The sequence below is a fragment of the Streptomyces polyasparticus genome, assembly GCF_014493765.1.
GTDB classification, from domain to species: Bacteria; Actinomycetota; Actinomycetes; order Streptomycetales; family Streptomycetaceae; genus Streptomyces; species Streptomyces polyasparticus.
The window spans coordinates 46,289-70,532 of sequence record NZ_JACTVJ010000021.1; the positions used below are offsets into that span (position 1 = coordinate 46,289).

At 62.9% G+C, this 24,244-nt stretch carries 19 protein-coding genes; 12 read left to right on the top strand and 7 right to left on the bottom strand.

The window, feature by feature from the left end:
• Positions 1 to 12 precede the first annotated feature (12 nt).
• The 4 genes from H9Y04_RS35350 to H9Y04_RS35365 are packed head-to-tail and all read left to right on the top strand — an operon-like array spanning position 13 to position 4,146.
• A complete protein-coding gene (locus tag H9Y04_RS35350) occupies positions 13 to 828 on the top strand; it encodes a radical SAM protein (protein WP_308801534.1) in 816 nt (271 codons plus the stop codon).
• 14 nt (positions 829 to 842) lie between these two features.
• Positions 843 to 2,570 (top strand): carbamoyltransferase C-terminal domain-containing protein, encoded by a 1,728-nt coding sequence (locus H9Y04_RS35355; protein WP_187818269.1) that lies wholly within the window; start codon positions 843 to 845, stop codon positions 2,568 to 2,570.
• On the top strand, positions 2,567 to 3,157 hold the full coding sequence (locus H9Y04_RS35360; protein ID WP_187818270.1) for an HD domain-containing protein: 591 nt from the start codon (positions 2,567 to 2,569) through the stop codon (positions 3,155 to 3,157). The genes H9Y04_RS35355 and H9Y04_RS35360 overlap by 4 nt, the downstream gene beginning before the upstream one ends.
• Positions 3,154 to 4,146, top strand: coding sequence for a glycosyltransferase (locus tag H9Y04_RS35365; RefSeq protein WP_187818271.1), 993 nt, complete (start codon positions 3,154 to 3,156; stop codon positions 4,144 to 4,146). The genes H9Y04_RS35360 and H9Y04_RS35365 overlap by 4 nt, the downstream gene beginning before the upstream one ends.
• Positions 4,147 to 4,163: 17 nt before the next feature.
• Here the strand turns inward: H9Y04_RS35365 and gltX are convergent, their stop codons facing one another.
• Positions 4,164 to 5,528 carry a glutamate--tRNA ligase gene (gene gltX, locus H9Y04_RS35370; protein ID WP_236071883.1) on the bottom strand — a complete coding sequence of 455 codons (1,365 nt, stop codon included), beginning with the start codon at positions 5,526 to 5,528 and terminating at the stop codon, positions 4,164 to 4,166.
• 335 nt (positions 5,529 to 5,863) lie between these two features.
• Between gltX and H9Y04_RS35375 the strand changes: the two genes are divergently transcribed.
• From H9Y04_RS35375 to H9Y04_RS35390, 4 genes are all read left to right on the top strand, one after another.
• On the top strand, positions 5,864 to 6,307 hold the full coding sequence (locus H9Y04_RS35375) for an NUDIX hydrolase (protein WP_187818273.1): 444 nt from the start codon (positions 5,864 to 5,866) through the stop codon (positions 6,305 to 6,307).
• Positions 6,304 to 7,188 (top strand): phosphotransferase, encoded by an 885-nt coding sequence (locus H9Y04_RS35380; protein WP_187818274.1) that lies wholly within the window; start codon positions 6,304 to 6,306, stop codon positions 7,186 to 7,188. The genes H9Y04_RS35375 and H9Y04_RS35380 overlap by 4 nt, the downstream gene beginning before the upstream one ends.
• A 113-nt stretch (positions 7,189 to 7,301) precedes the next feature.
• Entirely contained in the window at positions 7,302 to 9,224 is a 1,923-nt protein-coding gene (locus tag H9Y04_RS35385; RefSeq protein WP_187818318.1) for an ABC transporter ATP-binding protein, read from the top strand.
• Between the two features lie 187 nt (positions 9,225 to 9,411).
• Positions 9,412 to 10,848, top strand: coding sequence for a DNA phosphorothioation-associated putative methyltransferase (locus tag H9Y04_RS35390; protein ID WP_187818275.1), 1,437 nt, complete (start codon positions 9,412 to 9,414; stop codon positions 10,846 to 10,848).
• Positions 10,849 to 10,866: 18 nt separating this feature from the next.
• Here the strand turns inward: H9Y04_RS35390 and dndA are convergent, their stop codons facing one another.
• The gene (gene dndA, locus H9Y04_RS35395) at positions 10,867 to 12,018 is read right to left on the bottom strand and encodes a cysteine desulfurase DndA (protein WP_308801537.1); all 1,152 of its coding nucleotides are present in this window, start codon (positions 12,016 to 12,018) and stop codon (positions 10,867 to 10,869) included.
• Between the two features lie 188 nt (positions 12,019 to 12,206).
• Here dndA and dndB point away from each other — a divergent pair, with 188 nt between their 5' ends.
• Genes dndB through dndE form a run of 4 tightly spaced genes read left to right on the top strand, consistent with a single transcriptional unit; the run spans position 12,207 to position 17,367 of the window.
• Positions 12,207 to 13,388 carry a DNA sulfur modification protein DndB gene (gene dndB / locus H9Y04_RS35400; protein WP_236071866.1) on the top strand — a complete coding sequence of 394 codons (1,182 nt, stop codon included), beginning with the start codon at positions 12,207 to 12,209 and terminating at the stop codon, positions 13,386 to 13,388.
• Positions 13,385 to 14,983: a DNA phosphorothioation system sulfurtransferase DndC gene (dndC, locus tag H9Y04_RS35405; RefSeq protein ID WP_187818276.1), complete on the top strand. Its 1,599-nt coding sequence runs from the start codon at positions 13,385 to 13,387 to the stop codon at positions 14,981 to 14,983. Before dndB ends, dndC begins: the two co-directional genes overlap by 4 nt.
• Positions 14,970 to 16,997 (top strand): DNA sulfur modification protein DndD, encoded by a 2,028-nt coding sequence (gene dndD / locus H9Y04_RS35410; protein ID WP_187818277.1) that lies wholly within the window; start codon positions 14,970 to 14,972, stop codon positions 16,995 to 16,997. The genes dndC and dndD overlap by 14 nt, the downstream gene beginning before the upstream one ends.
• Positions 16,987 to 17,367 carry a DNA sulfur modification protein DndE gene (gene dndE, locus H9Y04_RS35415; RefSeq protein ID WP_187818278.1) on the top strand — a complete coding sequence of 127 codons (381 nt, stop codon included), beginning with the start codon at positions 16,987 to 16,989 and terminating at the stop codon, positions 17,365 to 17,367. The genes dndD and dndE overlap by 11 nt, the downstream gene beginning before the upstream one ends.
• Before the next feature lie 76 nt (positions 17,368 to 17,443).
• On the opposite strand, the gene H9Y04_RS35420 is transcribed toward dndE, so the two are convergent.
• The 5 genes from H9Y04_RS35420 to H9Y04_RS46270 form a co-directional block, all read right to left on the bottom strand.
• Positions 17,444 to 17,911, bottom strand: a complete 468-nt coding sequence (locus H9Y04_RS35420) for a DNA phosphorothioation-associated protein 4 (RefSeq protein WP_187818279.1) — start codon at positions 17,909 to 17,911, stop codon at positions 17,444 to 17,446.
• On the bottom strand, positions 17,911 to 19,965 hold the full coding sequence (locus tag H9Y04_RS35425) for an AAA family ATPase (RefSeq protein ID WP_187818280.1): 2,055 nt from the start codon (positions 19,963 to 19,965) through the stop codon (positions 17,911 to 17,913). The genes H9Y04_RS35420 and H9Y04_RS35425 overlap by 1 nt, the downstream gene beginning before the upstream one ends.
• On the bottom strand, positions 19,962 to 20,126 hold the full coding sequence (locus H9Y04_RS35430; protein ID WP_187818281.1) for a hypothetical protein: 165 nt from the start codon (positions 20,124 to 20,126) through the stop codon (positions 19,962 to 19,964). Before H9Y04_RS35430 ends, H9Y04_RS35425 begins: the two co-directional genes overlap by 4 nt.
• Positions 20,127 to 20,164: 38 nt before the next feature.
• Positions 20,165 to 22,111, bottom strand: coding sequence for a DNA phosphorothioation system restriction enzyme (locus tag H9Y04_RS35435; RefSeq protein WP_368858444.1), 1,947 nt, complete (start codon positions 22,109 to 22,111; stop codon positions 20,165 to 20,167).
• 197 nt (positions 22,112 to 22,308) lie between these two features.
• Positions 22,309 to 24,123, bottom strand: coding sequence for an Lsr2 family DNA-binding protein (locus H9Y04_RS46270; RefSeq protein ID WP_214661953.1), 1,815 nt, complete (start codon positions 24,121 to 24,123; stop codon positions 22,309 to 22,311).
• Positions 24,124 to 24,244: the final 121 nt, after the last annotated feature.

Below are 24,244 nucleotides of genomic sequence, written 5' to 3' on the forward strand. Positions count from 1 at the left end.
AGGGAGCTTCTCGTGCAGCTCAACACCCCACAGGTTCAGACCCTGCAGGCCAGGACGCTCAAGACCGCGAAAATCAAGATCACCACGAAGTGCAACCGCTCCTGCGACTTCTGCATCTTTGCCGAAGGCGGCCAGGGCGTGAACATGCCGCTGGAGACCTTCCGCACCGTCCTGGACAAGCTGGCGCAACTCCCGTTCCAGCAGCTCCATATCAATGGCGGCGAGCCAACCGTCCACCGCGATTTCGCCGAGCTGAGCCGACTCGCCCACGAGCGGTTCCCGGATCGCGTCCGCGTCCTCGGCACCAACGCGATCACCCTCGCCCGCAACACCCGTCTCCTCGAAGCGAGCCTCGCTCACTACGACCAGGTGCTCATCGGCAGCGACGACGAACACGAGAACTACGACGAGGTCGCCGCCGTCGTCCCCACCCTCCGCGCCGCCGGCCGCACGGTCGTCGTCAACAGCGTCCTCGAGGCGACCGACCCCAAACACCTGGCCAGGCTCGCGGATCTCTGCGAAGAGAACGGCGCGATCCACGTCACCAACAATGTCCACCACATCGACGTAGGACAGCCGAAAAACGTCCTCGGCGGCCTGTGCGACCGCTACCTCGACCAGCACCTCATGATCGAGGTAGACGGCGACTGCTACCGCTGCTTCAACGCGATGGCCAAGTACGACAGCGAGTTCAGCCTCTGGGACGCCGACTTCGCGGAGAAGGTCTTCGCTCCGCGCGCGCAGCACTACAAGTTCTGCCTCAAGTGCCACGAGTACCGCGACTCCGGCGAGCCGGTCCTTCCCGCTCGCCTATCTCCCGCCCTCTGACCTTGGAGCGCTCCATGCCCGCAGTGCTCGGCCTGAACTTCCACCACGACACATCCGCCTGCCTCATCGTCGACGGCCGCATCTACGCCGCAGAGGAGGAACGCTGGACCGGCATCAAGCACAACCGCGCCAAGCGCGCTGGTCTCCTCACCCCGCCTACCGGGTCCCTCGCCTGGTGTCTGCAAGCCGCTGGCCTCACCCCGTACGACATCGACGAGGTCTGGACGCCGGCCATGCGCCCCAACCCGGCTGCGGGTGCCTGGATGTCGACCGAGCGGGCGGAGCTCGCCGCGATGCTCCCGTCTCCGCTCGCCGACCGCCTCAGACTCATCTCGCACCACACCGCTCACGTCCTCGCCGGGTACCTCTTGTCCGGAGAGGACCACGCGGCCGGACTTGTCATAGACGCCGGGGGCTCCGCCCTGGGCGCTGACATCGGCGTAGGCCGCGAACGCATCAGCGGATACGACCTGCACCCCGACCGCATCGACCGCGTCCACCAGGCCCAGCCGACCCTCGGCCCAAGCCCCATGGGCCCGCGCCGTTCCCACCCGTCCCTGGGGCACCTCTACCGCAACATGGCCATGCGCGTGATCCCGCCGGGCGACGAGCCGGAGGGCAGCATGATGGCCCTCGCGGCACTCGGCGATCCTGACCGCCACTACAAGGAGCTGCGTGACCTCCTCGTCCTCGGCGACAACGGGTTTGTGCACGTCGAGTCACCATGGGGCACGTACGACACCGACACCCCTCTCTCGCTGGACGGGGTGTTCTGGACGGCGGCCACCGCCGCGGACAAGTCGCTTGAGATGCGGGCCGATCTGGCCGCCTCGGCCCAGCGAGTCTTCGGTGAGGCGGTCGTCCACGTCGCCACACACCTACGCCGCCTGACCGGAGCGGGCACGCTGGTCTTCTCGGGCGGCTGCGCCCTGAACTCCCATCTCAACGGCACCCTCGCCGAGCGTTCCGGGTTCGACCGTCTCTTCGTCGCGCCTGCACCGCACGATGCCGGTACTGCGGTGGGCGCGGCGCTCTTCGCCTGGCACTACGTACTCGGGCAGCCACGACTGCCCGTACCCGACGGCGCGAGCTGGGGACCCGCCCCGGGGCCGATTCCCGTCGGCGACGTAGGACGTGGGTACCGGATGATCGGTGGCCTCGGCGACCGCTTGCCGTCTATGGCCGCCCGGCTTCTCGCCGACCATCGCATCGTCGGCTGGGTCCAGGGCGGCCTGGAGTTCGGCCCGCGGGCACTCGGCCACCGTTCGGTCCTGGCGCACCCGGGCCGACTTGAGACGCGTGATCGCCTCAACGCACTGAAACGACGGGCTTCGTACCGCCCCTTTGCCCCAGTAGCTCTGGCGGAGGAGGCATCGAAGTGGTTCGTCGGCGAAGGCGATCCCTTCATGAACCGCGTGGTGAAAGTCCGCGCCTGCAAGGCGGACCGCGTACCCGGGATCGTCCATCACGACGGCACGGCCAGGCTCCAGACCGTCGGTCCTCAACCCGGCAGCCTGCGCGCGCTTCTGGAGGAGTTCCAGCAGCGCACCGAACTCCCAGTACTGATCAACACCTCGCTGAACTTCAAGGGCACCCCCATCCTGCGTACGGCCGACCAAGCGGTTCGCGCAGCCGTCGAACTGGGCCTGGACGCCGCGGCCATCGGAGACGCACTCCTCATCGCGCCGCACGTGGAGCCCAGCATGCGTGACTCACTCACCGCACAGGAGGTGCCCCAGTGAAGCCGCTCCTCGACTGGGAGTCCTGGCCGGAGCCGTACCGCACCCAGGGCCGACGGACCGCCGACCTGGCCACGGCTGTCTACGCCGGACACGTGCGCGACCAGGGATCTCCCTACCTCGAACACCCTGCACGCGTAGTCGCCATCCTCCACGAGGAGTTCGGAGTGACCGACCCCCACATCCTCATCCTCGGACTCCTCCACGACGCCTTGGAGGTCTCACCCGAGTCCGAGCCCGCGATCTCGGCCGGCCTCGGAGCGAACTTCGTCCGGCAACTACGCGCCATGACCCCCGATCACCGTCTCGAGCTACGCCCGAAGCGTCCCGAGGACGCTTGTGTCTGGCACGAAAAGCTGAACAAGCTCGATGCTTCGGAGATCCTGGTCCGGCTCGCCGACCGCGTCGACAACCTCCGCGATCTGTCGAACTCCCCGTCACTGCAGCGCCGTTCACGTTTCCTCGACGCGCTGACCGAGACGTACATTCCGCTCTCCGCCCAAGCCCGCGATCTCAGCCCCAGCCACCGCCGTGCCCACCAGTTCCTCACCGAAGAGCACCAGCGGGTGACGGGAGCCGGGATCATATGAAGCCCCTCATACACTCCATGGCCCCGTACGGCCGCACCGGTGGCCGTGTCTACCTGCGCATGATCCACGACGTCACCGCCGACCAGGTCGAGTGGCGAACAGTCCCCGACTACAAGCGCACCTACGGCATCCGCCGAGGTCGCAAGCTCCGCCATCTCGCCCGTCTTGCCCCACTCATACGGTCGTTGGCTGACGCGCCGGGCCATTTCCTCTGGGACGACCTGAGCCTCCTGCACTTCACCCCGGAGATGCGCGCCCGCACGATCTTCGTCCTGCATCACTACGAGCCACTGCAGGCAGACTCCTGGCCCGTCGAACCACTCCTGTGGCGCCGCCTGTTCTCCGTACTGCCGCAGTGCCGTGCCGTCGTATGCGTAGCCCCGTACTGGGCGGACTTCCTACGCGAACGCGGCGTCGACAACGTTCACGTCATCTACAACGCCTTCGACCTCACCGAGATCGACCACGTACGAGGCATGGACGCGGCCGAGTGCAAGCAGCAGTTCGGCCTGCCCGAGGACGAGATCACCGTCTACGCGGGCAAGGCCGTCCACTGGAAAGGCACCGAGACCGTCGCCGACGCACTCCGCGAGGCGCCTGGCATCCGGGTGGTCACCACGGGCAGCAACACCATCGGGTTCTCCGGCCACCATTACGACCTGCCGCGCGCCCAGTACCTCCGCCTGCTCCGCGCCTGCGACGTCGGCGTCTTCACGCCCCGTATGCGCGAGGGCTGGAGCCGCTGTGCTGCCGAAGCTCTCCTCGTCGGAGTGCCTTCCTTGATCCGGCCGGTGGCCGGCCTGACCGACCTTGCGCACCTGACTGCTCAGCCGGCACCGGACCTGGCACAGCTCGCCGCACAGGTCCGTACTCGAGCTGCTTGCCCGCCCGAGGAGATCAAGACGGCGTACGACGCGCTCGCGCGCTACGACCTGGAGTACTTCGAAGGCGCCTGGACGAGTCTCCTCGCCCAGGTCACCACCTCATGATCTGTTCCGCGCGTGGGTCAGCCGACGAGCTTGGTGAGCGCGGCATCGAGCCGGGCCAGCGTCCGCTCCCGCCCGAGCAGCTCCATCGACTCGAACAGCGGCAGCCCGACCGTCCGACCGGTCACGGCCACACGCACCGGCGCCTGCGCCTTGCCGAGCTTCAGGCCATTCGCTGCGGCGATCTCCTCAAGCGTCGCCTTCAACGTGTCCGTGTCCCAGGCCGCCGTGGCGTACCGCTCACGTGCACCCTTGAGGATCTCCTCAGCTCCAGGCTTCATGGCCTTGGCCCACGACGCTTCGTCCTCGGGAGCCTCGTCGAGGAACATCCAATCCACGTACTTCGTGATCTCACTCAGCACGGTCAGTCGGGTCTGCGCGAGCACGGCGAGCTTCGCGAAGATCTCACCGTCGTACGCCTCCGGCCGCCAGGTCGCGTACGGCTCGCGCAGCCACGGCTGGCACGCCTCGGCGAACTTCTCCACGGGCAGCGCCCGCAGGTACTCACCGTTGAAGGCGGACAGCTTCTTCACGTCGAAGAACGCCGACGACGTGTTCACGTCCTCGATCCGGAACAGCTGCTCAAGTTCGGCGTACGGACGGATCTCGACGTCGTCGCCCGGCCCCCAGCCGAGCAGCATCAGGTAGTTGACCATGGCCTCCGGCAGATAGCCCTCGGCCAGGTAGTCCTCGAGCGCGACCTTGTCCCGCCGCTTGGACAGTTTCTGCCGCTTCTCGTTCACGATGACCGGCAGGTGCGCCCACACCGGCGGGGTCGCACCGAGCGCCTCCCACAGCAGCTGCTGCTTCGGAGTGTTCGACAGGTGCTCCTCACCGCGAATCACCTCGGTGATGCCCTCGTCGAGGTCATCCACGACATTGGCGATGAGGAACACCGGCGAGCCGTCGCCCCGGGCGATCACGAAGTCCTCGATGGCGGAGTTCGGGAAGGCAGGCTCCCCGCGCACCATGTCCACGACCACGGTCTGGCCCTCGTCCGGCGTACGGAACCTGAGCGCCCTCCCCTCCACGTACTCAAGCCCGCGGTCACGGCAGAACCCGTCGTACCCGAGCTGCTGCGAACCGGTCCGCTCCTGCACCTGCTCACGGGCACAGTCGCAGTAGTACGCCTTGCCCTGCGCGTACAGCTGCAGGCCGGCCTCACGGTGACGGTCGGCATTCTGCGACTGGAAAAACGGCCCCTCGAAGGCGGGGTCGGCCTCGGAGATCCCGATGGACGCGAGCGCGCTGATGATCCCGTCGATCCACTCGGGCTTGTTCCGCGCTTGGTCGGTGTCCTCGATCCGCAGCACGAACTTCCCGCCACGCTGTCGCGCGACGGCCCAGTTGTAGAGAGCGGACCGGGCCCCACCGACGTGGAACATTCCAGTCGGAGACGGGGCGAAACGAACACGAACGGGAGCGGTAGACATGCCTGCAAGGGTACCGATCTCTCGCCGCAGTCCGGGCCCGTCCGCACCTCGCGCTCCTGCCGCGACACCATCCCGGTGGTGAGCCTGGGTGACCCGAGGCAATCCCCGAATCGGGTACGGAATTCCGCTCGGGTGATTCGAACGAGACTCCTGGCCGCTGTCGGCCGCCGAGCAGGGCCATCCCGCCAGGTCATCGAATCTTTGCTCGACGACTGGCCCGTTACGCGCCGCTGATCAGCAGCGTTGTTGTGGTGCCCGTCCCATCACCGCGAGCTGAGGAGCCATCCATGCATCCCCATAGCAACGTCGTCGGCGTGCATCTCGTGTTCGAGCAGACGGGCAAGGTCCTCCTCGGCCTGCGCTCCTCGACCTCGGCGTACGCGCCCGACACGTGGCACCTGCCCGCCGGTCACCTCGAAGACGAGTCGGCGACCACCTGCGCCGTACGAGAAGCCCACGAGGAACTCGGCGTGAGCATCGACGAGCAAGATCTCCGCCTTATTCATGTCGTGCACCAAAGGGACTCCGAAAACCAGGTGCCGCGCGTACAGCTGCTGTTCCAGGTGCTCGACTACGCGGGAACCCCGACGGTCCGCGAACCGGAGCGCTGCACGTCCTGGCGCTGGTGGCCGTACGGGGCGCTTCCGACCCCCTTGGTCGACTACGCGGCCGTGGCGCTCACCGGGATCGCGGCCGGGCGTACGTACACGCAGATGGGGTGGGCCGCATGAGCGTGGGCAAACCTCTGCCGGATCCGATGCACGCCTGGGTGACCAGCCAGATCGGTGAGATCAAGGAGGTACGAGACGCGGCATGGCCACGACTCGCCTCCCAGGTCTGGGAGATCACAGGCATTGACCGCGAGCGCTACTTCGCCAAGGTCTCTCCGTCGCCGAAGTTCTTCTCCCACGAGACCAGGGCCTACCGCTTCGTCGGGCCCTCGCTCGGGGCGGAGCACGCACCACGTCTGCTGGGCACCGCTCCGGAACACCTGGCACTGCTCGTGACAGCGATGCCGGGTTCCTCTGTGCCCGCCCTCGACTTGAACGTCACGGATCGGCAGAGGGTGCATCACCAGGCTGGCGCGCTGCTCCGGATCTTCCACGGTGGTGAGGTCCTCGATCGGGAGGGCAGAGACGAGGCGGTCGCCCAGGGGGAGAGGCTGGGGGACCAAGCGGCCAAGCACGTGGAACGTGCCGGTGACCTCCTGAGCGATGTGGACCGAGATCTCGTACGACGGGCCATCGCAGAACTCCCTGACATGGCACAGCTCCCCACGGCATACGCGCACGGCGACTATCAGGAACGCAACTGGCTCTGGTCCGGACAACGGCTCGCGCTGATCGACTTCGAACGTGCACGTCACACCTGGGCGGTGTGGGACCTGGTCCGACTCGCCTGCGGCCCGTGGTTGGGGCACCAAGAACTCCGTACCGCCTTCTTCGACGGCTACGGCCGCGACCTGACCGCAGCCGAGCGCCACGCAATCGGCTGCCTGGCGGCCTTCGACGCCGCCAGCGCGATCTCCTGGGGCACCGTCAACGACCCGGAAGTAGCACAGCGAGGCCGAGCCACCTTGGACCGACTGGCGATGGGGGAACCGCTCGTATGACTCAGCAGCCACAGGCAACCGGTAAGCACACCAAGAACGCCAAGGACTCCGCGGGAGCACAGGAAGTCTCTGAGTCGGAGCAGCTGCTCTTCGGCGGCCCACTCCGATACGACATGGGCTGGAACCAACACCACGGCTCCTTCCTGGAGATGAACCTGCGGTCGATGGTCACGCGGATGCCGGGCCTGATCGCCTCCACCATCCGCCTCGCCCACCGCGCCGACCCCCGAGCACTGCGCTGGGTGGCCGGCGCGGAACTCGGTACAGGCATCGCGAAAGCCATCGGACTCATCGCCGTCAACCAAGTCCTCGTCCATGTCCTGACACCGGGCGATACCGCGGGTCGCCTCACCGCGGCGACGCCAGCGCTTCTCGTGGTGGCCCTGGCAGCCTTGATCAGCGCCCTACTGCGCTCGCTTTCCACAGCGGGGACGGGGCGCCTGGAGCCCAAGGTCTTCCGGGTGGCCACCGAGCAGTACCTGGAGCGTGTAGCTCACGTCGAGCTGGAAGCGGTGGAGGACGAGGAGTTTCACAAGCTTCTCGACTCGGCGCAGTGGGGCGCGGAGTCGGCCCGTCGAATGATCAAGTTCTGCACGTCCGTTGTCACCGCGACGATCTCCCTGATCGCTGCGGCCGGCGTCCTCGCCGTACTGCACTGGACTCTCCTACCGCTCTTGGCCGTAATGACGCTCCCCAGCGCCTGGAGCTCGCTCACGATCGCCCGCCGTCGCTACATCTCCTTCCACACGTGGGTTCAGCACGCGAGGGCCGGTCAGCTCCTTGGCCGCCTGCTGATCGACACAGACGCTGCTCCCGAGGTCCGCGTCCACAACGTCAGCCCATTCCTCTTGCGGCATTACCGGACGATGGCCGAGACCGGAGAGAAGGAGCAGACCCGGTTGGCGGGCCTCGCCGCGCGTACTGGCCTTATCGCCTCCGGCTGGTCCGGTCTCACGACCGCCGCGACCTACACCACCCTTGGGCTGCTCCTGTGGAGTGGAGCGATGGACCTGGCGGTAGCCGGCACGGCGGTCATCGCAATCCGTACAGGCTCCGCGAACCTGGAAGGGCTGGTCGTCCAGCTCAACTACCTCTACGAGGAAAGCCTGTTCGTCGCTGACCTCAACCGCCTTTGTGACGAAGCGGACCGCCGTCTCATCCCGACAGGTGGTTCCCCGCTCCCGGAGAAGGTCCATTCGATCCGTTTCGACAACGTCACCTTCACGTACCCCGGAACGACCGATGGCGTACCGGCCCTCAAGGATGTCGACGTCACCATCCCCACCGGAAAGATCATCGCCCTCGTCGGCAACAACGGAAGCGGCAAGTCCACACTGGCCAAGCTCCTCTGTGGCCTCTACGCCCCGGACCAGGGCAAGATCCTCTGGAACGACCTCGACGCCGCCGAAGCCGACCGCGCCGAACTCTTCGACCGCGTCGCAGTAGTCGCCCAGGACTTCTTCCGCTGGCCCTTCACAGCCCGCATCAACGTAGCCATCGGCCGCCCGGAAGCTCCCTCGGCCGAGAGCCTCCTCAACACGGCTGCCCAGTACTCCGGCGCGGACGAAACGGTCGCCTCACTCCCACGCGGCTGGGACACCCTGCTGGCCCGCGGCTACAAGGGAGGCCACCAGATCTCTGGTGGCCAGTGGCAGCGCATCGGCATCGCTCGAGCACGCCACAGGGACGCCCAGATCTTGGTGGTCGACGAGCCGACCAGCGCGCTCGATGCCGAGGCCGAGCAGCGCGTATTCGACCAGATTCGAAGCCTTGCGGCCGAGGGGCAGACGGTCATCCTGATCACGCACCGTCTGCACAGCGTCCGGCACGCAGACGAGATCTACGTCCTCGACCACGGCCGTGTCACCGAGCACGGGACGTTCGACGCGCTCATGCGCGCTGACGGTGACGGACCCGGGCAATTCCGCCGGATGTACAAGGTGCAGTCCGAGCAGTACCACCTTGCGGAAAGCGTCGAGCTGCCCACGCAGGCAGTTGGTCCGCGGGCACCTGTGGCTGACACCTCAAGTAGTTGACGTGTAAGCGGCTTTGAGTAGAGCTGGGACCAGGAGGGCTCAGGGATCTCCTGGTCCCAGGAGTCCCACGGACCAATCTCGCACTGCTGCGCCGATCTCCTTGAAGGTGCCATCTTGGCCAACTCGGCCAACTCGGCCAACTCGCGTGACTACTCTGCCATTAGTACGCGAGACGCAGCGAGGCTCGATGCAGCAGACCTGGAACAGTGATCGCCGCCGTACGGCAATTGGCCGCGCTGTCCTGTCCGTTCCCGCTCGCCAGGCGCTCGCCGACAGACAGCTCACCCCAGACCGCACCGTCCTCGATTACGGCTGCGGCCGTGGCGACGACGTCCGAGCGCTGGAACGGCTTGATTGCACGATCGCCGGCTGGGACCCGTACTACCGATCCGACGTCCGTGCGGAGCCCTCATCCGTAGTCCTGCTCACCTACGTGTTGAACGTGATCGAGGATCCTGCAGAGCGTCGAGAGACCTTGAAACGGGCATGGGAGCTCGCACAGACCGTCCTGGTCGTGTCCGCCCGATTGACCTGGGAGAAATCCAAGGTCCGCGGTGAGGCGTTTGGCGATGGCCTTCTCACCAGCCGCCAGACGTTCCAGCACCTCTATGGCGCCAGCGAACTGCGCTCCTACGTGGAAGAAGTGACGGGTGCGCGAGTCGTCTCGGCAGCACCTGGCATCGTCTACGCCTTCAAAGACGACACAGCCCGACTGGGTTACCTTGCGCAGCGCATCGTCCCCGATGCTGAGTGGCTCGCATCGGAGGACACCGCATCTGCCATCACCGCGCTCGTTGACTACGTGGAGCGGCGGGGACGTCCGCCACGGATCGACGAGATGCCCCGCTCGACCGCGGAGCTCCTCGCGCACCTCAAGCCGAACGAACTCAAGCGGCTTGTCCGTGACTCTGCAGACTCGGACAAGGTAGCCGCAGGCGCCAAGCACACAACGCTAAACACGCTTCTCTACCTCGCGGTGGAGCTCTTCAACGGTCGTGGCCCGTTCAGCAGCCTTCCGTCGAGCGTGCAACTCGACGTGCGCGCATTCTTCACGTCGTACAAAGAAGCCTGCCAGCGCTCGGATCGACTCCTACTGAAGCTCCGTGACGACACCTACATTCGAGGCGCAATGAACGCCTCGGCGATCGGCAAGATGACGCCCACAGCCTTGTACGTGCATCGGCGCGCCTTGGACCGGATGCCAACAGTCCTGCGGCTCTATGAGCACTGTGCGTCCATCGCCGCTGGCCGGCCGCAGGAATGGACTGTAGCCAAGCTCAAGCATCAGGGGCGAGCAGTGTCCTGGCTGGACTACCCGGACTTTGACAAGGACCCGCACCCGCGCATCGTCTCCTCGTACATGGTGGATCTCCAGTCGCTGGAGACCTCGCACATGTCGTACGCGAAATCAGTGAACAGACCACTCCTCCACCGCAAGCACGAATTCCTTGCGCCTGACGACCCAGACGTTCCGCGCTACGTCCGTCTCACAGACTCTGAACTGCGAGCCGGGCTCTACACGAACCCACACCTGATCGGCACCGAGAACGGGTGGGAGGCGGAGCTCATCAGGTGTGGACGCGAATTGAGGGGGCATCGTCTCGTCCGGCGCTCCACAGACTGACCCAGCTGGGGAGAAGGGTCAGGCACCGCTGGGCTGCATCCGGACGATCATCGCCGCAAGCTGCTCGGGATCGAAATCAGCGACTTGGCTGGGGAACCACGAGAAGCGCAGCCCGTTCGTAGCAACTTCCTCCGGTAGGCCCATCGCCGTCAGGACGTGGCTGGGGGTGTAAGAGGCGCTGGTGCATGCGGACCCGGTTGCCACTGCGACCTGATCCTTCAGCCGCACGATCAGTGCCTCGGCGTTGAGACCGTCGAAGGTCACGTTCAAGATGTGCGGCACGGAGTGATCGGCATCTCCGTTGACCTGGAAGCGGGTCTTGCCGAGCGCTGTAAGCATCTGCTCACGCATTGCGAGTGCGTCCCGCTCCCAGCGGGCTTGCCCTTCGTGGAAGATCTTGGCTGCTTCATAGAGGCCCATGATCAGAGGGACGGCGAGCGTCCCGGGGCGGAGCTTCCGCTCTTGGCCACCACCGAACATGATCGGCTCCAGCGGGACCTTGTCCCAGCCACGTCGTCGCGTCACCAGCGCCCCGACCCCCTTGGGCGCGCCGATCTTATGTCCGCTGATGCTGATCAGGTCGATCGGAGCCTGGAGATCCTGCGGAACCTTCGCGTACCCCTGTGCCGCGTCCACGTGCAGGAAGGTGGGCGTCTCCCGCAGCTTCTCGGCGAGCTCCGCAACGGGCTGGATTACACCCGTCTCGTTGTTCACATGCATCAGGGAGACGAGGAGGGTGTCCGGCCGCAGCTTCTCCAGCACGGCCTCTGTGGAGATCCGGCCGGAAGGCCCGGGCTCAAGGAAGTCCACCTCGAATCCCTTGCTCTGCAGGTGCAGGAGGGGCTCGATGACTGCTTTGTGTTCGATCGCGGAGGTGATGATGTGGCGGCGCTGGTGCTTCTCGCCGTAGGGGGCGATTCCGAGTAGAGCGATGTTGTTGGACTCGGTTGCCCCGCTGGTGAAGATGACCTCTTCGGTCTTGGCCCCCACGGTGCCCGCCAGGAAGGTTCGCGCCTCCTGCACCGCCTTCTTCGCGCGCGCCCCGTACTCGTGGGTGCGGCTGCCGGCGTTCCCGAAGTCTTCGGTCATCCAGTGGAGCACCACGTCAGCGACCCGAGGGTCGACGCGCGTCGTTGCTGCGACATCCAGATACGCCACCAAAACAGTCACCCAATCCTTAGACGTTCTACTGCGACTGTGTACGTCAATCCGTTAACGTACACGGGTGCCGTGGTAACGCGCAGCAGGCTTCGCGCGTACGTCAACAACGGAAGTGGTCTGCCTCATACCCGCGGGTGACAGTCGCCTACGCCGCCCCGCCACGCTTGATGCGCGCTGTAGACACCTATGTACGTCAAATGACGGTCACTACGCATCGCGAGTACGTTAAAGTCGCCGAAGTGGAGAACGAGACTGTGGCAGCTGAGACCCGAGTCGTCTCCCCGCGTACATCCATGGGGTTCGAGTACACATTTCCAGCGATTCGCGGCATTCAGGCGGGTCGAGAGTTCTATGTCTCGATGTGTCCGCTTCGCCTGATTCCGAAGATCTTCATCTTCGACGAGGACGAGCTATCCCCGGAGCTACGCGCGCAGCGCATCCTCAACAAGGGGCGCCTTCCCGCCCTGTCCAAGTACATCCTGGACAACCCGAACGACTACATCTTCAGCGCTCTGACGGCTTCCGTTGACGGCGACATGACGTTCGAGAGCCACAGTCTTGACGGCGTCGGCTTCCGTGCAGGACAGCTCCGCATCCCCATGGAAGCTCGGTTCCTGATCAACGATGGTCAGCACCGGCGTGCCGCCATTGAACTCGCCCTGAGGGAGAATCCTGACCTGGGCGAGGAGACGATCGCCGTCGTCTTCTTTCACGACGCAGGGTTGGCTCGTTCTCAACAGATGTTCGCCGATCTCAATCGGCACGCGGTCCGACCGGCACGCTCCATCGGCGTTCTCTACGACCACCGGGACGCTTCCTCGCAGGTCGTCCGCGAGATGATCAATCGCTCGAGCATCTTCAGGGGCTACGTAGAGATGGAGAAGAGCAACCTCTCTGCCCGCTCTCGAATGATGTTCACCCTCAGTGCCCTCTACTTCGGGACTCAAGCCCTGGTCCAAGGGCTGGAGATCGAACCCGAGGAAGCCACCGATCTTGCCCAGTCCTACTGGGAAGCGATCGATAGGACGCTGCCGGAGTGGGGTCAGGTCCGCAGTCGGGAGCTCTCAGCGACAGAGATGCGCCGCGACTTCATCCACAGCCACGGGATCGCCCTCCACGCACTTGGGCGCATTGGTAACTCCCTGTTCCGGGAGTCCACATCGCCCTCCAAATGGAAGAAGCAGCTGGCTCCTCTGAAGAAAGTGAACTGGGCTCGGGCGAACCCTCATTGGGAAGGACGAGCCATCGTCGGCGGACGCGTGTCGAAGAGCCATCAGAACGTGACCCTTACCGTGAACTACCTGCGTAACCACCTGGGTTTGAGCCTCAGCCCTGAGGAACAGCGAGTGGAAGACGCATATCTGCGAGGCGAAGCATGAGCACTCCGCTACCTCTTGGTATCCCTTCCGTCCGGCGCTTGCCGTTCGACGGACGGTCGATGGACGAGGTGACGACCGAGCTGACCGACGAGGTCCGCGAGCTGTACACGGCAGATGAGGTCCCCTGGGTCATTGGCTACAGCGGTGGCAAGGACTCAACGGCTGTCCTTCAGCTCGTATGGACGGCGCTCAAGGCGCTGCCGGCCGACAAGCTGACCAAGACGGTGCATGTCATCAGCACGGACACGCTGGTCGAGAATCCTGTGGTGGCCGCGTGGGTCACAACCTCTCTGGAAGCGATGGAGAAGGCCGCGGCCGAGCAGGGCCTCCCTATCGAGCCGCACCGATTGACGCCCGAGATCAAGGACACCTTCTGGGTCAATCTCATTGGCCGTGGCTATCCAGCGCCGCGCCCCAAGTTCCGTTGGTGCACCGAACGCCTCAAGATCAAGCCATCAAACTCCTTCATTCGTAGCGTTGTTGCTGCCCACGGCGAGGCCATCATGGTCCTCGGGATCCGTAAGACGGAGAGCCAAGCCCGGGCCCGCGCAATGGAGAAGCACGAGAAGCGCCGCGTCCGGGACCGCCTGTCGCCCAACGCGAATCTCCCCAACTCGCTCGTCTACAGCCCGGTCGAAGACTGGACGAACGACGACGTCTGGGAGTACCTGATGCAGAAGCCCAATCCCTGGGGCTACAACAATCAGGACCTCCTCAGCATGTATCAGGGGGCGTCCGAGGACGGAGAGTGTCCGCTGGTCGTGGACTCGACCACGCCTTCCTGCGGCTCCAGCCGCTTCGGCTGCTGGACGTGCACCTTGGTCGAGCAGGACAAGTCCATGACGGCCATGATCCGAAATGACGAGGAGAAGGAGTGGATGCTGCCGCTCCTAGAGCTGCGAGACAAGCTCGACTCTCCTTTCGGTTTCGTTGAGGACAAGAGCGACCCTGACTTCCAGCCTGGAAAGAAGATTCCTCACCCTCGGCCCGACAGGCCAGCGCGTGACTTCCGCCGGATGAACGGCCAGGTGAACCTCTTCACCCGGCGCAGCGATGGCGAGGACGTGGTCGTCCACGGCCCGTACCTTCAGAAGTTTCGAGAGAGCTGGCTCAAGGATCTCCTCGACGCTCAGACTTGGATCAGGGCCCATGCACCGGAGCACGTCCGCAACATCGAGCTGATCACGTTGGATGAGCTCCACGAGATCCGTCGGATCTGGGTCTTCGACAAGCACGAAGTCGAGGACAGTCTGCCGCCGATTTACAAGGCAGCCACAGGCGACGAGTTCCCCGGTGGTCCGCTCGACGAGCAGCTCGTAATGGGCGCTGACGAGATGGAGCTCCTGAAGCAGGTCTGCGAAGGCGACGAACTCCATTACGACATGGTGCGTGAGCTGCTCTCTGTCGAGCGCAGGTACCGGACCATGACCCGGCGTTCCGGTCTCTTCCAAGCCCTCGAAGCCGCGGTACAAAAGGGCTTCTACGAGGATCGCGACGACGCATTCGCCTTCGCTCAGCGCAAGAAGCAGTGGCGCGAGGACGTGGCAACCAACCCGACCTTCGACGAAGAAACCGACATCGATGCTCCTGCGTAAGATCACCCTCGAAGAGTTCGGGGCGTACCGAGGCAAGCAGTCACTCGACCTGAGCGTGAAGAAGAACAAGCCGATCGTCCTGATCGGTGGTCTCAACGGGTGCGGTAAGACGACGCTGCTCGACGCCATCCAGCTCGCGCTCTACGGCCCCCGGGCCAGATGCAGTGGCCGGGGCAACAAGGCATACGAGACCTTCCTCCGAGAGAGCATCAACCGGCAGCACGATCCGGCCCGTGGCTCGTCGATCACCCTGGAGTTCACCATCACGGTGGACGCCAAGGAGCACTATTACAAGGTGATCCGCAGCTGGCGTACCAGCGGCAAGTCGCTGAAGGAGTTCCTCAACGTCTTCGTCGACGAGGACTATGGCAACAGCGCTGTTCCGTCGCAGCGTTCCCAGTCAGACCTCAAGTACAACCGACTGCTCAGCGAAGGGTGGTCCGATCACGTAGAGGACCTACTCCCGTTGGAGGTCGCTTCCCTGTCCTTCTTCGACGGGGAGAAGATCGAATCACTTGCGGACCCCGAACGCGCCGCTTCGGTCATCGAGTCGGCGGTGCACTCCCTGCTCGGCGTGAGCACAGTCGAGCAACTTCGCACGGACCTCTTGGCCCTGCAGCGTCGTCAGAAGCTCTCCGACGAAGAGCAGCATCTGATGGACACCATCCATGCCCATGAGCGTGAAGCCGCCTCTGTACAGCAGGACTTGGATGTCGCCGCACAGGAGCGTGTGGCGCGTTCGAAGGATCTTCGGAAGGCACAGCGGGACCTTGGTGACCTAGAGGCAGCGTTCAAGAACGAAGGGGGCGGACTCTTCGAGCGTCGACTTGAGCTTGATGAGGCACGAAAGCGAGCAGCTAAGCAACTGGCTGATGTCCGTGCGTCACTGCTGCAGCTCGCCGCAGGCCCGCTCCCCTTCCTGCTCATGGGAACGCAGGTGAAGGACCTCCGCAAACAGGCCAAGCAGGAGAACTCGGCCGCTGAGGCAGGCCAAGTTCTCGCCGTCCTGACTGAACGAGACGATTGGCTGCTCAGCCTTCTGCCCGAGACCACTCGGGGAGAGGTCATGGCGGAGCTTGAGCAGGACAGGGCCAAGCGTTCGAAGTCGACTGCTCTGAAGGTAGATCTCGACCTTCCTCACGACGCCTTGGCCCAGCTCTCCGTGCTGGACGAGGTTCTCGTGCGCGACAAGAAGCGGGCGACAGAGCTACTGGAGCAGGCGGCCGCTGCTGCCGAGGAAGTGGACCAGCTAGACAGGCAGCTTGCCGGCGTCCCCGAGCAGAGCAAGGTGGAGGCTCTCCAGCTTGCTCGTGACGAACAAGTTCATGTAGTCGCTCGCATTCAGGACAGCATGGCCCGCGACGAGCAGCGGATCACAGACCTGAAGCGACGCCGCGAACACGTTGCTGCCGCGCTGGAGCGAGCCCACAAGAACTTCGTACAGACCAAGGTCAAGGCCGAAGAGGTCGAGCGCATCATCAAGTACGCGGAGAAGGCCCGCGGAACGCTGGAGCGATTCGGAGAGGCCCTCCTGCAGCGACACATCAGCCGCCTGGAGGTTGCAGTTCTGCAGAGCTTCAAGGACCTCATGCGGAAGCGCGGACTTGTCCACGACCTACGGATCGACACTGACAAGTTCACCCTCACACTGTCCGACGCCGACGGCGAAGCGATCGACCCTGGGCGACTCAGCGCGGGCGAGAGGCAGCTCTTGGCTGTTTCCCTCCTCTGGGGACTGATGAAGGTTGCAGGGAACCGTCTGCCCAGCGTCATCGATACCCCGCTAGGACGCCTCGACAGTCGTCACAGGGAGCACCTCGTTGACCGCTACTTCCCGTATGCCAGCGATCAGGTCCTTCTCCTCTCCACCGATGAAGAGATCGACGAACATCTGCTGGGCCGGTTGAAGAAGTACGTCGCTCACACGTACACGCTGGCCCACGACGACACGGACTTCACCACCAGAGTGGTTGAGGGCTACTGGTGGAACTCAGGAGTCACACATGTCGCTTGACAACGTTCGGCTCTCTCAGCCGGCAAAGGACCGACTGGTGCGTCTGAAGCGCACCACAGGCATTACGCAGTGGAATGTCCTGTGCCGCTGGGCACTGGCGCTGTCACTCAAGGATCCGTCGACGCCCCTCGTCAAGGACATCGTCACGGACTCCAACGTCGAGATGACGTGGAAGACGTTCGCGGGGCAGCATCGAGACCTGTATCTCGCTCTCCTCAAGCAGCGCTGCGTTGTTGACGGTGACGAGCCAACAGATGAGAACGTGGCCAAGGCCCTCACTGTGCACCTGCACCGCGGGATCGGCTACCTCGGTGGGCACAAGGAGATGACTCGGATCGAGGGGCTCATTCGATCCGCGGTTTCCGCCTGAGGCTGGTCTGCTACTACGTGGACAGGGGTGGGGAGCAGCTTGCCGCTGCTCCCCACCCCTGTCGAATACGTTGCAACTACCAGTCCAGCGAGGCCGATTGCATCAGCTCCATGACGTCGCTCTGTCGACCATCGGGAGCGGTCAACGAGTCCATTACCAGTGTGCTGATGATCGCCACGTAGTCCTTGCCGCCGCTCGCGTTGACCTCGCCTTGGATGAAGTTGAGACCGCCGTTGGCGTACTCCTCGAAGATGCGGACTCTCTCGGGCTGCCGCTCATCACCGAGGATCTTGGGGTCATCGGAGTCCTCCACCACGGCGAGCATGTCCATCAGCACGTCCCCGTAGGTACGCGCTTCCATGATCGCCAAGCGGATTGGCTCCCCCGCCTTCTCGAATGGCTCTCGCTTCCCCTTCTGCCGCCCGAGCATTGCAGCAAACATGAGAACTTCGACCATTGAGTTGAACGGTGCATCCTTGCCCGTTAGGGCTCCGAGCAGTTCTTCGTGAGCGGCCGGCCGTCGGAAGCGATCTTCGTAAGCCATCAGACAGCTACCTCTTCCAGGACAGTGTGCTCGAACTCGCCGTGCGAGACATATGGGACAGCGCGGTTGTTGATCTCGATCGATTCCTGCGCGGCCGCGGTGTTGGGAGTGACCGTCCGAAGCACGTACATACGCGTTGCCGACCCTTGTAGGTTCGCCATCACTTCGCCGCGCGCCTGGGAATTCGACAGGAGAGTGACGATCTGGGACGTGAGCTTGGGCAACGCCTGCGAGATCTCCTTCTGGTAGGTGAGGTCCAAGCTGCCGAAGGGCGCGTCCATGACGACCGGGTAGATGCCACCTTCGCCCAGGATGTCCTCGCTGCCCTTGGACTTGCGCTGGTAGATCAGCTTGGCGATCTCCGAAACTGCGCCCACGAACGACAGGCCGAGTACCTGGTTCTCGCCGGTGCTTCGGATCGCGGCGCCAGCAGACGACGTCAGGTGCAGTTCAAAGGCTTCGTTGAGCTCGGGCTCATAGGACTTGATGAAGATCCGCGAGAAGACCTCCTTGACCTTGGCGTCAAGCTCCGCTCGGACCTCCTCCGTCTTCAGCTCAAGTGCTTCCCGGAAGGTCTCCAACACCTCGTTGACAAGGTTGACCTGACGCTGAACCTTCCTCGAAGCTTCGTCCGCGGACTGTGCGGACCGGAACTGCCGTTTCACTTTCTCGATCTCTGACGTGAACTCGGCAATCTTGTCTTCGAGGCGCCGGTGCTCGGTAATCCCGTCCACGCGCTTCTCGTCGAAGTCCTTCCGCTTCCGCTCCAGACGCTGAACGTCCTCGACATTCACGTCCTGGAGCTGGCGGTCGATGTCGCTCTTCTCCTCTTCGAGACGCTTGATGTCCTCCTGGCAGTTTTGGATCTCGACGGCCGCCTGCCGGAGGTCATTGAGCAACGTCTGCCGAGCCTCGTCCAGGTGCTTCATCTGTCCGCTGACGTACATCCACCGAGCTTCGACGTCCTGGAGCCCAGCGTTGTACCGACGCTTGTCCAGCTCGGCATAGGCTGGGCTACCCTCCGGCACCGGAGTGCCACACATGCACGTGCCGTCCTCGATCAGCCCGTCGATGAAGTCCCGCTGAATACCGGCGGGTAGCTCGCGGCGCTCCCTCATAGCCTCGGCCAGGCTGATCACTTGCGCATCGATGCCAGCTGTGAAGGCGAGGAAGCCGCTCTTCGCGAGGATTTCACGCTTGCGCGCGTACCTGGCTGCGAGCTGACCGTTCATGTCGTTGATTTTCCACTCAAGCTTCTTCCGCGCATTCTGCAGCGGCTTCGACTCAGAGTGGCTACGTAGGGCCTTCTCCATCTCCAAGACCTCGCGCTCGTAGCTGCTGATCTCCTTCGAAATCTGCAGCGCCCGGACGCGGGCGTCAGCTTCCTGCTTCTCCAGATTCTCTTGGTGTTCTTGGAGCTGCTGCAGGCGCTTGTCGCCTGACTTAGGAAGTTCTTTGGCGAGCTTCCGTGCGGCGGCCGGGAGATGCTCGGAGATCGCGCGCTCCATCGGCTCAAGGTCCATCAGCGTTTTGATGGCCTGCTTGACCTCGTCGTTACTCTCTTCACCGGAGAACATCTTTTCCATGCGCTCACCGTTGAAGAAGAAGAAGCGGCGAAGCCCTTCGGGGAGGATCTTTTCAATTCGGTCCTGCCCGTTTGCGACGGACTTGCTCTCGCCGTTCCTGATTTCAGTGAGGGTCACAGGAGCAGGAAGCTCAATCTGGTCGTCACTGTTCTTGACGGTGGAAACTTCACGCAGTGCGGAAAACACAACTCCAGCGTGCTCGAATTTGAGCTCAACCGATGCGCTTACCGAACTGCCAAATGGAGTCTCGGACCATTTCTGGTCGTGGATGACTCGGTGCTGCTGTTCGACATCATCCGAGAATTTTCCGTACAGCGCCCAGGCGAACGCATTGAGGAGCGTTGTCTTCCCCGCGCCATTGTTGCCGAAGATGAGGACTGCAGGTTTGCCGTCTTCAACGTTCAGATCGAGGATCTGATCTCCATAGAACGCCCGAAAGTTCTTGAGCGTCAGCTTCAGGAGCTTCACTTAACGATTCCCTTCACGGCCGCCACTATGTCGTTGACGATGGCAGTCGAGTTCCGTACATGGAGATACTCGCGCTCGAGATCGATCACACGCTTCGCGAGCTCCATGCCGTCGGGTGAAAGCTTGTTCAATACGTCCTGTGCAGTCTTGCTGTCACTCACGGCGACTCCCTCTGGTGTGGTGCGTATATGACGGTGGATTAGATGTCCAACAGCCCGTATCGAATGCGAAGTGGGCGAAGGATATCGAGAGTCTCTGCCTCGTTCTCCGCAAGGTGAGCAAATTCAGTTACCCGCGCGAGCTCCCGAGCAACCATTCCTCGCTCGGTGTTGTCTCGCATCTCTGCCACGTCCTCTGGAGGAACAACGATGAAGTCGACAATGTCCGCCACGGACTTTCCCGGTGACTGACGGAGCACTCGTCCGCGGCGTTGGATGAACTGACGAGGGTTCGTCGAGCTGGCGAGCAAGTAGGCCGTGCGGGCCGCAGGTACATCGACCCCCTCATCCAGACACCGCATTGAGGCGACGACCTGCAGCTTGTTGTTCGCGAACCGTTCCAGCACCTGCCGCCGTTCCACGCGCTTGGTCTCCGCCGTGTACCGAGCAGCCGGCATCTGCAGCTGGTTGCCAACGAGGTCCAACGCCTGATCGATTTGTGCAGGTTCTTCCGGTGCGCCGGCCTCGTAAGAGAGCGGGTGCCGTCCTTCCGCACAGTAGAGAAGTTGGTGCCAGTCGCCTCTGCGCTTCTCGATCTCTTTCCTGAGGGCGGGCAACTTGGCGCGGGCGTGCCCCAGAAGGTTGGAGCGTTTGCGCAACAGCGCTCCCAACGCACTGTCTTCATCTGCTCTTTCCGACCCCTGCTGCGCTGCGAAGATTCTCGCGATCTTCTCAGTGATCTCTACGTACAGCTCGGTCTCTTCAGCATCAAGCTCAACGATCACTGGTGTGTACGTGTACCGGCACAGGGCGCCGGCCTTGATCGCCTCGCCGATCCCCATCTCGAAGACCACATCGCCGAAGTAGTCCGTAAGGGCTGCGGTCCCTTCGTCATCGAACCAGCGTTCCGGCGTGGCTGAAAGCCCGAGGCGGAATTCGGCGTTCTCGGGCAGTTTGGAACTGATGTGCTTGGCGCCAAGGTTGTGAGCTTCGTCTGCGATCAGCAGAAGTCGACCTGAGTAACGGCTCAAAATGTTTTGAAACGCGGTGTCGCCGAACGTCTTGTTAGTGGTAATGACCACGCCGCCCTGACTTGTTCCGAGAGCCAGAGAATCCAAGAGATGTGATGCTCTTCCGAACCATGACGCCGTTGACTCATACGCTCGGACTGGGGACACCCCGAACCATTCGATATCCTTTGCCCACTGGTCAACCAGGTGCTGGTAGGGAGCGACGACCACGGTCAGAAGCGGCTCACCAGTTTTGTGCAGCATCTTGGCTACCTGGGCTCCCGCTGATAGCGCCGTGAGAGTCTTTCCAGTCCCAGTGGCCATCCGGAGGATGCCACGGCCGCTCATGGCAAACCACCTACCGACGGCCTGCTTCTGATACTCGCGAACTTGCAGCTCGGCTGGGATGGTTAGAATGCCAACCTTGGACTCGGATGTGATCGTCACAGGGGCGCCGTTGTAGTCCACGAGCTCTGAATCGCCAAGTTCTGCAGCCATTTGATGGCTGCGCTCAACGATTTTCTTTGCCGCGTCCGTGAAAGGGATCACTCGAAGAGTAGTCGTTCGGTCTGCCCAGAGATCGTCGAAGTGCCGGCTGATACGGAGTGCCCGTTCGCGGCCCCTCTCGTCCCAGCTGCGGAAGACTTCAATAGACTCGAAGTTACCGATAAGTCCGGACAGAGTCTCGTTTGCGCTCCCTTTGAACGCCACCAGATCGCGATCGTCGCGGAAAACACCGATTTTCTCGTGGTACATTCCAACGCGATTACCAGAAGTGACGTAGGCGAGCTTAAAGTCAAGGCGCCCTTCGGCCACGAGGTTGCCGAGCTTTCCCAGTCCGCGAGCGGCTCGGGAATCCTCGATTGCGCGCTCCAAATCTCGGATGGCAGCCTTCTCGAGAACGGATCGCAGCTCGTATCCTGCCTCGATTTCTGCGACGTCTTCAGGCAGAAGGTAAGGGGAGGCGATGATACGCATAACCCCACCGCGCCGTACGAATTCATCAACCCCCGCTCCGATTACGGCGAGAACCGAGGAAGTGAAATAGCCGACGGCGCGATCGTATGAACGCGAAACGGACAGGGCGGGAACGTAAAATTCATCAACGACGCTTCCGCGGTCGCTTCGGTACTCTCCCGCCAAGTCGGCATAGCGGAGAGAATCTGAAACACTCACTAGAAGTCCAATCCTAGATCTCGTGCAAGCTCCCTGCCGGCGGCGGGACTGGTCTTACGGGTCCCATTGCTTGATGAATCGTGACGCTCATCATCGTAGTCATCTGACAAGCGTCGAACGATCCCACCTTTCGAAGTGAAGGGGTATGTCGACATAGTTTGGCGCAGAGATGCTTCGTTGATGGAAAACGAGCGCGTTAGCTTCCGAATCAGGACGTCGCTGGCGACGCTGCCTCCGGCATCGTCGACTTCTTCGGCAACGAGGTCCTTCAGACTGGTGTATGGACGCAACTCCCAGCTGGCGAGTGCCCACGAATCAATGTCACTCCGTGTGAAGGTCGGGTCCGCTGCGAGTTGAATCTTCAATGATCTTTCATTTACATCGCTACCCATCCGCTCTACCAGGCGAGCTGTTAGTAGTGGATGTTGCGCCTCGCTCAGAACTGTGTGCGCGCGCGCCTTGAGGGTCCCGCGCCGAGGGTTTGGTGCCACAGGTCGCGCATTTTCGGTCTGCTCCGGACTTGCGTCCACTACTAGCCAGCCTGCTTCAGTAGCCTTGGCGTTGAGGATCCGCTTCACGGTCTCGCGGGCGTGGCGCGGAAGCGGAATATCTCCGATCAGTAGTGAGCCGAGCGTTGCGTAGGGGTCGATCTCGCTCACTGCCGATGCCAGGTCATTCAATTCTTGCGAAAGGGACCTTTGGTGTCTGTCAACCGCCCCTGTATTGGGTTGAGAATCCGTCGGTGCACAGGATTTCATGGCGTCGGCGTAGGCGTCTTGGACTACCTGCGGAATGCGTCCTCGAATTCCAACCGTATATCCATTGCGGCGTGCCCATGAGCGAATGTCCGATGCGCTGGAATTTTCATTCCGGGGTGATATATCGAACGTCGCATTGGGCTCGCTGTCTACTTTCGTATCGTTTTGAAATTGGGCGGAACCCTCCTGGAGGGCTAGCTCCTGAATGCTAAGCTGTCCGTTGCAATGCTCTAGTCCGCAATGCGCAAGCCAAGCGGCAAGCGATTTCGAATCCCAGTCTTGCGCATCTAGAATCATCGAAGCCGATCGAACTGAAAGTACCTCATTGGGTTCGAGATTTAGAGACTTTAGTGTTTCGCTGCGCTTGTGGTTCAGATCTCCGGAGTAAACCCACTCGCCTTCGGTGCTGACTCCTCGCAGTGCCGAGAGCGGCTTCAGGGAACTCGTGTCGCTGTCGAGGATTTCGTCCGCAAGCCAGGGGAGTTGCGTTAGGAGCGAATCCTGCAATATAGGGTTTCTCGTAGCGCGATCAAACGCCGCAATGGCCGCATCGAGGTTGACTGATTCCAACATGGCATTCTGAAGTTTGCCCGGAAGGGCTTCTGCGAGTTCAGCCACTCGATCCCGCAGGCACCTGTGCTCGGCCGCGAGGCGGTTCATCGCATTCTCGTTGCGCCCGAGCGCATCTTCGGATAGCAGGATGCCCTGTTCCCTGATGTCCAGACTTTCGTACCACTCGGTCAGCGCCCACCCGAAAGCGCGTGCGGGATCCCACGCACTCAGGGTGGCGGCCCGCAGCAGAGCTCCGACTATGGCGGTTACTTGTTTTTTCGGAATCCCCCGTGTGCTCTTTAGAGACGCAGGCGTTTCTTCGTGGAGGTCGCCGACAGTCGAAAGTCTGCAGCGATTGAGTGTCGCCATCGTTGCAGTGTCCAAGCCGAGTGAAGCCAACTGAAAATCATTCGGCGCCTCAGGAATCAGTGTCCCAATGGTCTTGTTCGGGATTTCCCCATGGGATGCGACGATCGAACCGAATTGTTCGAATACGGCATCCATTGAGGAGCGCCTCGAGGCAGTTGCGAGCGGGCTCTCTCGAACCCACCACTGCGCAGGCCCACCTAGCCGCTGAAGCTCCAGAAGCGCATCAGTCCAGAGATGCTCTACCCAGGGGAAGAGC